The following is a 12,599-nucleotide window of genomic DNA, read 5'->3' as shown; positions in this document are numbered from 1 at the left end:
TTTACGGCGTGGGGACTTGGGAGCCGGGCCTCACCGCGGCTGCTCCCCGGCCGGCACCGCCGCGCCCACGCGTACACACGCGGCACTCCGGCCGGGCCCCGCCTCCCGCAGCGGCTGGTCCTCCCGCTCGCAGAGATCCAGCGCGACCGGGCAGCGCGGATGGAACGTACAGCCGGACGGCAGCGCCGCGGGGTCCGGCGGATCGCCCGGCAGCCCACGCGGCGCGCGGCGCGACGCGGGATCCCCGATCCGGGGGAAGGCCGCGGAGAGCGCCCGGCCGTACGGATGCTCCGCCGCGTCATAGACCGCCCGCGCAGGGCCCTCCTCGACGATCCGGCCCGCGTACATCACGGCCAGCCGGTCACAGGTGTCCGCGAGCACGGCCAGATCGTGGCTGATCATCAGCAGCCCGATGTCCTGCTCCGCGACCAGCCGTTCGATCAGCCGCAGAATCTGCGCCTGGATCATCACATCCAGCGCGGTCGTCGGCTCGTCCGCGACGATCAGCCGCGGATCGCAGGCCAGCGCCATCGCGATCATCACGCGCTGGCGCTGGCCGCCGGAGAGTTCATGCGGATAGGCGTCCGCGCGGGCGGCCGGAAGACCGACCTGCTCCAGCAGTTCGGCGGCCCGGGCGCGGCCGGCCGCCGGAGTGGCACGCCGGTGCAGCAGAACCGGCTCGGCGATCTGGTCCCCGATCCGGTGCACCGCGTTCAGTGAGTGCATCGCGCCCTGGAAGACGATCGACGCTCCCGCCCACCGTACGGCCCGCAGCCGGCCCCACTTCATGGTGAGGACGTCCTCACCGTCGAGCAGGATCTCGCCGGACAGCTTCGCCGAGGACGGCAGCAGCCGGAGCAGCGCCAGCGCCAGGGTGGACTTGCCGCACCCCGACTCACCGGCGATCCCGAGCTTCTGCCCCGGCCCGATGGCCAGGTCCACACCCCGTACGGCGGGCACGGCCGCGGCCCCCGAACCGTACGTCACCCTCAGGTCCCTGATCTCCAGCAGACCCGACGCGCCGCCCGCGCCGCTTGCTGTTGGCACCCTTGCCACCCCTGTCACCGAGCCACCCCCAGCTTCGGGTTGAGTACGGTCTCGATCGCCCGGCCGCAGAGCGTGAACGCCAGGGCGACGAACGCGATCGCCAGTCCGGGCGGCGCCAGATACCACCAGTGCCCCGACGAGACCGCGCCCGCCTCCCGCGCGTCCTGGAGCATCCCGCCCCAGGAGACGATGGTCGGATCGCCGAGCCCGAGGAAGGCGAGCGTCGCCTCCGTCAGGATCGCGCTGGAAATGCCGAGCGTGGTCTGCGCCAGCACCAGCGGCATCACATTGGGCAGCACATGGCGCGTCATGATGTGGCCATGGCCGCCGCCCAGCGCCCGGGCACGATCGATGTACGGCCGTGACTCGACCGCGATCGTCTGCGCCCGCACCAGCCGCGCCGTCGTCGGCCAGCTTGTGACCCCGATCGCCACGATCACCGTCCAGACCGACCGGGACATGACCGTGGCCAGCACGATCGCCAGCACCAGCGTGGGCATCACCAGGAACCAGTCGGTGATCCGCATGGTCACCGTGGCCGGCCAGCCGCCGAAGTGCCCGGCCATGACTCCGACGAGCGTACCGATGGCCACCGACAACGCGGCGGCCAGCAGCCCCACGGTCAGGGAGATCCTGGCGCCCCAGATCAGCAGTCCCAGCAGCGGCCGTCCGAACTGGTCCGTACCGAGCGGGAACTGGCCGCTCGGCGCTTCAAGCGCCTTGCCCGGCGCCCGCGTCACGCTCTGCACATCGCCGCCCACGAGCAGGGGCGCGGCCAGCGCCGTCAGCGCGACGAGCGCCAGCCCGGCGAGTCCGAAGAGCCCGGCGCGGTGCGTACGGTACTGCCGCCAGAACCGGATCAACGACGCGCGCCTGCGGGCCCGTGCGATCGAAGCCGCCGAAGGCACCGCGGACTTGGGCGACGGGACCGGTCCGTCCGGCAACGGCGACGGTGGCGGAGCTGAAGGGTCTGCGGAGGTCATCGGCCCACCCGGGGATCGAGCAGCGGATAGAGCAGGTCGGCGAGCAGGTTCATCACGATCATCGCGCCGGCGAAGACCAGGAACAGCCCCTGCACGAGCGGCAGATCGGGCACGCTCAGCCCCTGGTAGAACAGCCCGCCGAGCCCCGGCCAGGAGAACACCGTCTCCACCAGGATCGAACCGCCCGCCACATGGCCCAGATTGATGAACACCATGGTGACGGTCGGCAGCAGCGCGTTGGGCACGGCGTGCCGCCGCCGTACGGACGCGTCCCGCAGCCCCTTCGCCCGCGCCGTCGTCAGATAGTCGCTGCCCATCTCGTCCAGCAGCGAGGAGCGCATCACCAGCAGCGTCTGCGCGTACCCCACCGCGACCAGCGTCACCACCGGCAGCACGAGATGGTGTGCCACATCGAGGATCCGTGCGAATCCCGTCGTGTCGCCCGACTCCATACCGCCGGTGGGGAACAGCCCCGGGACGGGACCGATGCCGACCGAGAAGACGATGATCAGCAGCAGACCGAGCCAGAAGGACGGCACCGACCAGAGCGTCAGCGCCACACCCGTGTTGAGCCGGTCGCCGAGACCGCCGTTGCGCCAGGCGGAGCGCGTGCCGAGCCAGAGGCCGAGCGCCGAGTAGATCACCACGGCGACCCCGGTGAGCAGCAGGGTCGCGGGCAGTTTCGTCATGATCAGCTCGCCGACCGGGGCGTGGAACTGGTACGAGGTGCCCAGATCACCGGTGAGCGCCTTGGCGCAGTAGTCGGTGAACTGCTGCCACAGCGGCAGATCAAGCCCGAACTGCTTGCGCAAAGCGGCCAGTTGGGCCGCGGAGGTGGGTGCGCCACGGGTCATGGTGCTGACCGGGTCGCCCGGGATGATCCGGAACAGGAAGAAGCTGGTGACCAGGACGGCGAGCAGCGAGACGACCGCGCCGCCGAGCCTGCCCGCCACATACAGCGGATACGCGGTTCTGGTACCGGGACCGGGGCCCGCGCGGTCCGCGGAGCCGGACGGCCCGGTCTTCACCGGGCCGCCGGCCGCGTCCCGCACCACCCCTGGGGTGCTTGCGGTGCTCATGCGTTATTCACGGTCTTCCGCGGTGGAACGGCGCCGCATCGCGACGAAGAGCCCGAGCGCGGCGGCGGCCACCACCGCGGCTCCGATCCCGATCACCACACCGGTCGAGGAGGAGGAGCCGCCGGACCCGTCGCCGTCACCGGCCGGGACCGCGGACCACCAGCTCCAGTAGCCGTCCTGGCCCCAGAGATTGCCGGCGGCCTCCGGCATCGTCGTGATCGACTTGATCTGGTCGGTACGGTACGCCTCGACCGCGTTCGGATACGCCATGACGTTCATGTACCCGGTGTCGTACAGCCTCGACTCCATCTGCTTGACCAGCTCCGTGCGTTTCGCCGTGTCGTACTCCACGGCCTGCTGGGCGTAGAGGCCGTCGTACTCCTTGTCGCAGATGAAGTTGTCGGTGGCGCCGGTGTCCTCGGGGGTGGCGGGGAGCGCGTCGCACGTATGGATGGAGAGGACGAAGTCCGGATCGGGATTGACCGACCAGCCGTCGAAGGCCAGATCGTAGTCGCCCGAGAGCCAGGGGTCCGAGACATTGTCGAGGCACTCGACCTTCAGCCCGATGCCGAGCCGGCCCCACCACTCCTGGAGGTACTTGCCGATGGCCTTGTCGTTCGGGTCGGTGGCGTGGCAGAGGATACGGAAGTCCAGCGGCCTGCCGTCCTTCCCCACGCGCTTGCCGCCGCCGGTCTTCCTGTAGCCGGCCGCGTCGAGCGTACGGGCCGCCGCGGCCGGGTCGTACGCGATCCGCTGGCTCTCCGAGGGCTGCCAGAAGTACGCGTCGAAGCGTGGCGGGATATAGCCCTGGCCCTCGACGGCATGGCCCTGGAAGACCCTGTCGACGATGGCCTTGCGGTCGACGGCCTGGAAGAGGGCCTTCCGTACGGCCGGATCCAGCAGCGCCGGATGGCCGTTGCCGAACGTGGCGCCGTCCTTCGACCGGGCGCCGGGGTTGGTGGCGAGCGCGTAGAACCGGCGGCCGGGCGCGTCATTGACCTTGATGTTGTCCGCCGACTTCAGCGCGGCGGCCTGGGCCGGGGTGAGACCGGAGGTGAAGGAGACCTCGCCCTTCTGGAGCGCGGCGACGGCCGCGTCCCCGTCCTTGTAGTACTTGAGGACCAGCTCGTCGAACTTCGGGGCGCCGCGCCAGAAGTCCTTGTTCGGCTTGAGCCTGACGTACTGGTCGACCTTGTAGTCCGTCACGATGAACGGACCGTTGCCGACGATCGGGAACTGCTTGTCGTTGTTGAATGTCGAGAAGTCGCCGACCTTCTCCCAGATGTGTTTGGGCACGATCGGCACATCGAGGGCCGTCATGGTGGCCTGGGGCTTCTTCAGCTCGATGACCAGGGTCTCCGGGTCGGGCGCGGTGACCTTCTTGAAGTTGGCCGTGAAACTGCCGTTGGCGGTGGCCGCGTTCTCGTCCGTCATCATCTTGTTGAAGGTCCAGGCGGCGTCCTCGGCGGTCGCCCGCACGCCGTCGGACCACTTCGAGTCGTCCCGGATCGTGAAGGTCCAGGTCAGCTTGGACGCGGAGGCCTTCCACGCGGTGGCGAAGCCGGGGACCGTGTGCGCGTCCTTGGGGTCGTAGTTGGTCAGATACTCGTAGGTCAGCCGGTGGAGGCTGGTGCTGACCAGGCGCTGCGCCAGGAACGGGCTGAGCGAGTCGACACTCTGGCTGACCGCGACGGTGAGGACCTTCTTGCCGTCGTCCGCCGCCTGAGCCTGCTGGGGCGCCGGGAGCAGCGGTTGTACGGGGAGCACGGTTCCGGCGGCAAGCGCGGCGGAGGCGGCACCGGAAGCCAGGAGCAGTCGGAGACGGGGGCGTCGGCGGACGGGCTGCGGCCGCGGTGTCCGCGGCGGAACGCTATGGACCATGGGACGGTGACCTCGTGTCATCACTCGCGCGGAGAAGCCGGGTTGACTCGGACGGCTCGGGTTGACTCTGGTTCGCCAATCGGTGAAGGGAGGTTTATCAGCGTGCGTCAGGGCGCGTCAACGGGCGCCCATACCCCGTGTGGGCTGCGGGAATGCGCCGAGGGTCCGCACCGTGACCACGGTGCGGACCCTCATTGGTCTCAACCTCTGATGCCCTACTGCTGAGGCGCTGGCGGTGGCTGCGGGGGCTGCTGCCCGGGCCATCCGCCGGGCGGTACCGGACCCTGGAGGTCGGTACCGTCCTGGGGCGGCTGGGGCTGCTGACCGTACGGTCCGGGCTGGGCCTGCTGCGCCTGCTGCCCGGGCGGGAGCCCCGCCGGGCTCGCGGGGGACTGGGCCTGGGAGGGCGGCGACTGCTGCCAGCCCTGCTGCACCCCGGGCTGGGGGTACGGTCCCGGCTGCTGCTGGGGATACCCGTACTGCGGAGGCTGCTGCTGCGGGTGGCCGGGCTGGGGCTGCTGCTGTCCCGGCTGGGGGTAGTGCTGCGGGTAGGGCTGGGGCGGGTACGGCCCGCCGTGGGGCTGGTGCGGCTGTCCGTGGACCGGCTGCCCGTGCGCGGGCTGTCCGTACGGGGGCTGGGTGTAGGGCGGCTGACCGTGCGCCGGCTGTCCCGGTCCCGGCATCGGCGGTACGACATGCGGCGGCGGATTGCCGTCCGCCGTCCACAGCCCCTGCGCCTGCTGGGCCCGTACGAAGTCCTCGGCGACCATCGCCGAGAGCTGGAAGTACGCCTCGCGCGTCTTGGGGCGCATCATGTCGAGGTCCACCTCGGCACCGGCCGCGAGGTGCTCGTCGAACGGCACCACGATCACCCCGCGGCAGCGGGTCTCGAAGTGCTGCACGATGTCGTCCACCTTGATCATCTTGCCGGTCTCGCGGACTCCGGAGATGACCGTGAGGGAGCGCTGCACCAGCTCCGCGTACCCGTGCGCCGACAGCCAGTCGAGCGTCGTCGACGCACTGCTCGCGCCGTCCACGGACGGGGTCGAGATGATGATGAGCTGGTCGGCGAGGTCGAGCACACCGCGCATCGCGCTGTAGAGCAGACCTGTGCCCGAGTCGGTGAGGATGATCGGGTACTGCTTGCCGAGGACCTCGATCGCGCGCCGGTAGTCCTCGTCGTTGAACGAGGTCGAGACGGCCGGGTCCACATCGTTGGCGATGATCTCCAGACCGGAGGGCGCCTGCGAGGTGAACCGGCGGATGTCCATATAGCTGTGCAGATACGGGATCGCCTGCACCAGATCGCGGATGGTCGCCCCGGTCTCGCGCCGGACGCGGCGTCCGAGCGTACCGGCGTCCGGGTTGGCGTCGATCGCCAGGATCTTGTCCTGCCGCTCGGTGGCCAGGGTGGCTCCCAGCGCGGTGGTGGTGGTGGTCTTGCCGACACCGCCCTTGAGACTGATGACCGCGATCCGGTAGCAGGACAGCACCGGCGTACGGATCAGCTCCAGCTTGCGGCGGTACTCGTTCTCCGCGGCCTTTCCGCCGAGCCGGAAGCGCGAACCCCCGGACGGATTGCGGCTGCTCTTCGGCTTCTGCTTGTTGTTGCGGAGCAGCCGGTCGGAGGACAGCTCGACGGCGGCCGTATAGCCGAGCGGGGCACCCGGGACGGAGCGCTCGCGGTGGTCGTGCGCGACGGGCGAGGGCCAGGCGGCACCGGCGCGGGGGTCCGCGACGGGTGCCTGGGCACCGGGCTGCTGCTGCGGGTGCTGTGCCGCCTGGGGGTACTGCTGCTGTTGCGGGTACGGCGGCTGGGGGGCCTGCTGTGCTGGGAGATTCGGTGTGGCGGGCACCGGGAGATGGGACTGCTGCGGGCCCTGCTGTGGCTGGGCTCCCGGCTGCCCGGACTGGTCCTGGTGCGGCTGGGGGAAGCCGTAACCGCCCTGCTGCGGCGGGAAGCCGTACCCCCCGGCCTGAGCGGGCGGCTGCTGCTGTGCGTACGGTCCCGGCTGCTGCCCCTGCTGGTGCGGGAAGCCGTAACCGGCGGGCGGGACAGGGGAGTCGGGGCCCGGCGCGGGCGGCAGCGCGGGCTGCGGCGTCGGCGCCACGGCTCCGGGCTGCCCGGTCTGCCCCTGCTGGGGGAAGCCGTAACCGCTCTGCGGCTGCTGGGCCTGCGCCTGCTGGGCCTGGGGCTGGGGAGGCTGCGGGGTCCAGGCGTCCGGCTGCTGTTGCTGCTGGACCGGGACCGGGAGCTGGGGCGGCGCCGACCGGTCCGCGGCCGGTGCCGGTACGGGCCACTGCGGCGCGGGTGCGGGAGTGGCCGGCTGGAAGGCGGGCGGCAGCGGCGGCAGCCCGGAGGCCGGGGGCACGGGCGGCTGAAGGGCCCAGGGCTGTGCCGATCCGGAAGCCGGGGGCGCGTCCTGGGGTTCATCGGCCGGTACGGCGTCCTGCGGCGCGGCATCCGGGACGGCGTCGGCGGGCACCGAGTCGGCGGGTTCGGCGGCAGCGGTATCAGCGGTGCCGGAGGTGCCGGCGGTGTCCGCCCCGGCGCTGTCGGCATCGGCGTCTGAGGCGTCGGCCTCGGGGGTCTCGCGTTCGTCCTCGTCCGCCGCCGTCACCGCGTCCGGGACATCCTTGGCATCCCGGTCGGCGTCAGCGGCGTCGTCGGCGTTTTGAGCGCCGTCGGTGCTGTCACTGGTGTTGGTGGTGTCGGCGCTCTCAGGGCCGGCCGTGCCGCCCGTCTCATCCGGGGCGCTCGCGGCTTCCGGTGCCGTACCGCCGTCGTCCTCGTGCGGATCCGTCGCAGGCGCGTTCGGATCCGTGCCGCCCGTATCCGTGGCGGGCTCGGATCCCTCGGGGGCCAGCGCTGTCGCGGGAGCGCTGGCGGCCTCCGCCTCGGCGCCCTTCGGGTCCGCGTCGGCAGCGCTGCCGGTGGACTGCGGCGGTTCGCCGTTCCGTGCCGCGTCGCGCTCCTCTATCTCACGCTTGAGCGCCGCGGGGGAGAACCGCATGGTCGCCCCGCTCTCCACATCGCCCCCGCCGAACGGCTCCGGGGCCGCGGGCGGCACGGGGGAAGGCTGCACGGGCACCGGCGCGATCGGCGCGGGTGCCGGGGCGGGCGGCGACGCGGGCGCCCAGTTCGGCTCGAAGCCGGCCCCCGCGGGCAGCCCCGGCACCGCGACCGGCGCACCGTCCGGCGGCGGCGGAGAGTTCGTGAACGCGGAAGCACCCGACGCGCCACCCCCGGACGAGTCCCCCGGCGTGTTCTGCGTGTACCAGGCGGGAGGGGTGTAGTCGATGGTGAACTCACCCGTCATCTCGGGATCCGCGTCGGACTGATCGTCCACAGGAGGCCGGTTCCAGCCTCCGCGGATCTCGTCCCGATCGCCGTTCACTTTGCCTCCTGGTGTGGTCGCACCCTTGTGCCGTGATGGGCGGGGCGTCCGTATCTGTGCGTCCGGTCCGCCCGGCTCTTCCTCAGGGGGGCCAACCCGCCCGCAGGTTCTCTACATCCCGCGCCCGCTCCCACCCTAATCGCCAACGGCGCGGGTACGTCAGGCCGGGACCGCCCGCCGGCGCCCGCCATGTACGTCGTGCCCCGCGCCCAAGTGAACAGCCAGGGGCGGAGCGTGAGGCCGGGGAGCGGCCAAATCCGTATATCTCCCTACGAGATCCTGGCGAAATCCCCACCGGCCGGGCGCACAGAGGCCGTTCGGGGCTTCTCAGTCCATCCGGCGCGCGCTCCCCAACAATCCGGTCTCGGCATCCGTCGGCTGCGTCATCACGAACTGCCGGTCCCGCGCCGTGCACCAGAGAGTCACCCCGTCGGCCAGAGTGGAGAGCGCCTCCGTCTCGGCACGCGGCAGATTCATGATCCGGCCGATCTGCGCGGCCTCGTCCGGCGACACCCGCTGCACACCGACGAGCCCCGACTTCTCCATCAACCTCGGCGCGACCGGGCTGAGATACGGCAGCAGGGTCATCACCGACTGCCAGGGCGCGGACGCCACCCGGCCGCGCGGCGGACGCATCCCGCAGTCCCGTACGACCACCACCGGACTGCCCGCCGAGGCACCCTGCGGCGGCACCCGGCCCACATCATGGAGCGTGACGCACGGCTGGCCCCCGCCCGCCGCCTGCGCCAGCGCCGTCCAGGCCGCTGCCCGGCCCGTCTCCACGGCGATCCGCGCACCGGTCGCCGCCGCGCGCAGCACCAGCACCTGGGCCGTCCAGAGGCCGCCGATCAGCGTGACGTCGTACGGCGTGGGCCGGTTGATACCGAGCACGGCCGGCCTGTTCGCCGGGTCGACCCCGATCACCATGCCGTCGTCGCCCACCGGCAGCGCCAGTGCCTCCAGTTGGTCCATGGACAGGGCATGGCGCTCACGCCGCGGACCTATCAGCCCGAAGCCGATCCGCGGCCTGGCGCCGCCCCGGCCGGGAGCCGGCGACGGCGGAGCGGTGTGTGCGGGCACGGACATCAGCGAGTACCCCCGAGCGGAAGAGTGGCGAGCATCGCGGGAAGCTGCTCGCGGTCCAGACGCACCAGCCCGGTCTTCACCCCGCGGGCCGCGCGCTCCAGTTCGTGCCGGGCGGTCACCAGCTCGTCGTCGCTGCGCCCGGTGATCCGTATGTGCCCGCTGACCGTCACTCCCTGCCGGTCACCGCGCCCCAGGGTGAGGCTGAACGTGGTGGCCAGGGCCGGGATCGAGGTCAGCAGCGCGACAAGCTGCGGCATGGGCGCCCCGCCGCTGCCCAACTGCGGCCAGCGGCCCACCCAGTAGGTCGTGTGCCTGCGGTCGTCGCAGCGCCAGGTGCGCGACGTCTCCTTCGTCCGCAGTCCGGGCGTGTCCGTACGGCCCGCCTGGGCGATGGCCAGCGGATTGGCACAGGACGAGATGGCGATGGCCGTGGTCAGCTCCTGCTCGGTCAGCACCGTCGCGCGGAATCCCGCGCCGGTCAGCCGGCTCGCGAGCTGGTCGGCCGCCCGCACCACACACTTCTGGGCGCCGGTCAGACCGCCGCCGCGCGCGGTCACCGCCTCGGGACACAGCTCCGGATCGAGCTTCAGCGCGATCCAGGTGATCCGGACCGCGGGCGACCCCGTCTGAGCCTGGAGCGGCGCGTAGTTGCGCGCCGCCACCGACTGCTCCGGCAGATGCGGCGCGGGCGCGGGCTGGGTGTGCTGGACGATCTGCGCCGACTCCAGCCGGATCCCGTCGACATCGAGCACATCCCGCACCAGCGAGACGGGCAGCGGCCGGGACGAGCGGTCGGGCCGCAGCGCGGTCGCCTCCGACTCGATCTGGAGGACCGCCGTCAGGAACGTACCGTCGCCGATCATGCCGACCGGGCGGCGGTCCCGGTCGCTGTACGAATACGTACGCAGCGCCGGGTCGCACTCGACGGCCGGCGCCAGACCCGGTTCCGTACCAGCGGGAAGCACCATCGACGCGGCCCTGCGCGTGCGTGCCCGCAGCGCTACCAGCGTCGACAGCCACTCGGGCAGCGAGCGCCGGTGCCTGCGGACGACGGCCAGCAGCACCAGCAGCGCGGCCAGCACCCCGGCCGGGACCAGCATCAGCGCATCGATCACCGAGGCCACCAGCAGCAGGGCGGCGGCGATTTCGATCAGCACGAGTTGTTGCATTCGGAACGGGCCGAAATGCCCAGGGCGGGCGTTCAGCCCGGGAGCCGCCGGAGCCCCGGAGGCAGCCGGGGACGGCGCCGCCGGGGCGGGCCGCGTCCGCGTCGCGGAAACCATGATGAAGAAACCCCCCCGTTCGTCCCGATCACCCTGGCCGGCCAGGGCGTTGACGGCCGGATCACCCTACCCGGGCCCCGCACACCTCCGGCCTACACGGCATAGTAGGGGGACGGTCCGACAGTCAGGCAGGGCCCGGGGGACACGCCGACTCGCTCCGCCCCTGGGGGAGGCCGCGCCTTTTTTCACCGATGGGGACTCATGGCATCACGGCGGGACGAGCTGAACGCGTACACCTTCGCGAAGAAGCGCACGGTGGCCGCATTTCTCCAACCTTCGCCCACCGGTTCGGAGGAGGGAGCCCCCAGACCGCTGCGCGCGGTGGTTCCGAGCCTGATCGTCGGCGCGCTCGTGCTGGCCGGTTTCGGCGCCTGGGGCATGTTCAAACCGTCCGCGCCCAAGAACTGGGCGGAGCCGTACGCCAATGTGATCGTGGGCAAGGACTCCACCACCCGCTATGTGGTGCTGAAGACACCCGGCGCGGGCAAGAAGAACGAGACCCTGCTGCACCCGGTGCTCAATCTCGCCTCGGCGCGGCTGCTGCTCAACCCCCAGCAGGGCAAGGTCATACAGGTCCCCGACAAGATCCTGGACGCGGGCAAGCCGCCGCGCGGACCGGTGCTCGGCATCCCGTACGCCCCTGACCGGCTGCCCTCCGACACCGAGGCCGCGAAGCCCAAACGGTGGGCGGTCTGCGAGCAGCCGGGCGGCGGTGACGGCGCCAGCGTCCAGAAGGCCGCGTTCATCCTGGCCGACCGCGACTTCTCCAGGACCGAGGGCAGCCGCAGGCTGACCGGCGGGCAGGTGCTGTACGTGCAGGGGCAGAAGGACCGGGCGCGGTACCTGGTCGACGCGGCGGGACGCAAGTACCAGATCCGCGAGTCGGACACAGCCGGCGACAACCTCACCCGTGCGCTCGTCGGCGACCGCGCGCCGCAGCCCGTCACCGACGACTGGCTCGCCACCCTGCACAACGGCAGCTCCATCACGTTCCCCGCCATCCCGGACCCGGAGACCATCGGCGACGACGCGGGCGTCGGTGGCGGGCTCACCGAGGGCCAGGACCGCGTCGGCATGGTCCTCCTCGCACAGACCGGGGCGGGCCCGCAGCACTATGTCGTTCTGCCCGGGGAGATCGTGCCGGTGACCGAATTCACCGCCTGGCTGCTGATCAACTCCCCGCAGACCGACGTGCTGGACATGGCGGGCGAGGCGGCCACCGTGGACGCGGCGTCCATCACCCCGGAGTCCGAGTACTTCGCCTCCGAGTACCGCTGGCCCGAGAGCAGGGCCAGCCAGGTCAACTCCGTCGACGGCGCGGGCGCCCGCGACACCGTGTGCAGCGTCCTGCGCAAGGTCGACGACAAGGGCGGTACGGCCCTCTCCACCTGGGCCGGCCCCTCGTACCCCGCCGACATCACCGCCGGCGGCACCAGCACATATGTCACCCCCGGCAGCGGTCTCCTCTACACCCAGGTCCAGGGCCGGCAGACCAGCCCCGACGGGTCGCTCTTCCTGGTGACCGACACCGGGCTGCGGTACGCCGTCCAGGCGAACGGCGACAGCGACGCGGACCGCTCCGACATCGGCACCGGCGGCCAGGAGAAGCAGCAGGACGGCAGGCCGGAGCCCAGCCAGGCACAGATCAGGCTCGGCTACGAGAAGGTCACCCCGAGCCTCGTCCCCATCGCCTGGTCGGAGTTCCTCTCCAAGGGCCCCCGGCTCGACACCAACAGCGCGCGCCAGCCGCAGGGCTCGTGAGGGGAGCACGACCGATGCGACCGACCCCGTACCGAGCGATCCCGTACCCACCGACCCTGCACCGACCTCTCCCGCACCGAC

8 protein-coding genes are annotated in these 12,599 nt (G+C 71.8%); 1 reads left to right on the top strand and 7 read right to left on the bottom strand.

The genetic code is table 11. From position 1 onward, the window contains the following. Positions 1 to 30: 30 nt before the first annotated feature. The 7 genes from KQY30_RS08770 to eccE all read right to left on the bottom strand — a co-directional run bounded on the left by KQY30_RS08770 (position 31) and on the right by eccE (position 10,757). The gene (locus KQY30_RS08770; RefSeq protein WP_254407023.1) at positions 31 to 1,047 is read right to left on the bottom strand and encodes an ABC transporter ATP-binding protein; all 1,017 of its coding nucleotides are present in this window, start codon (positions 1,045 to 1,047) and stop codon (positions 31 to 33) included. A gap of 14 nt (positions 1,048 to 1,061) precedes the next feature. Then, complete coding sequence (locus KQY30_RS08765; protein ID WP_217306357.1) at positions 1,062 to 2,030, bottom strand: ABC transporter permease; 969 nt, start codon at positions 2,028 to 2,030, stop codon at positions 1,062 to 1,064. Then, positions 2,027 to 3,109 carry an ABC transporter permease gene (locus KQY30_RS08760; RefSeq protein WP_217306356.1) on the bottom strand — a complete coding sequence of 361 codons (1,083 nt, stop codon included), beginning with the start codon at positions 3,107 to 3,109 and terminating at the stop codon, positions 2,027 to 2,029. The genes KQY30_RS08765 and KQY30_RS08760 overlap by 4 nt, the downstream gene beginning before the upstream one ends. A 3-nt stretch (positions 3,110 to 3,112) precedes the next feature. Beyond that, on the bottom strand, positions 3,113 to 4,990 hold the full coding sequence (locus KQY30_RS08755; protein ID WP_217306355.1) for an ABC transporter substrate-binding protein: 1,878 nt from the start codon (positions 4,988 to 4,990) through the stop codon (positions 3,113 to 3,115). Between the two features lie 215 nt (positions 4,991 to 5,205). After that, complete coding sequence (locus tag KQY30_RS08750) at positions 5,206 to 8,388, bottom strand: SCO5717 family growth-regulating ATPase (RefSeq protein WP_217306354.1); 3,183 nt, start codon at positions 8,386 to 8,388, stop codon at positions 5,206 to 5,208. 327 nt (positions 8,389 to 8,715) lie between these two features. Next, positions 8,716 to 9,474: a hypothetical protein gene (locus KQY30_RS08745; RefSeq protein ID WP_217306353.1), complete on the bottom strand. Its 759-nt coding sequence runs from the start codon at positions 9,472 to 9,474 to the stop codon at positions 8,716 to 8,718. Beyond that, positions 9,474 to 10,757, bottom strand: coding sequence for a type VII secretion protein EccE (gene eccE / locus KQY30_RS08740; RefSeq protein WP_217306352.1), 1,284 nt, complete (start codon positions 10,755 to 10,757; stop codon positions 9,474 to 9,476). Before eccE ends, KQY30_RS08745 begins: the two co-directional genes overlap by 1 nt. Positions 10,758 to 10,958: 201 nt before the next feature. On the opposite strand from eccE, the gene eccB reads away from it, so the two are divergent. Next, positions 10,959 to 12,518, top strand: coding sequence for a type VII secretion protein EccB (gene eccB / locus KQY30_RS08735; protein WP_217306351.1), 1,560 nt, complete (start codon positions 10,959 to 10,961; stop codon positions 12,516 to 12,518). The last annotated feature ends 81 nt before the right edge of the window (positions 12,519 to 12,599 follow it).

Origin of the sequence: Streptomyces sp. GMY02, assembly GCF_019056675.1 — a bacterium.
GTDB lineage: Bacteria > Actinomycetota > Actinomycetes > Streptomycetales > Streptomycetaceae > Streptomyces > Streptomyces odonnellii.
Note: the sequence above shows the minus strand (reverse complement) of the source record. Positions and strands in the feature narration are given on the sequence as shown.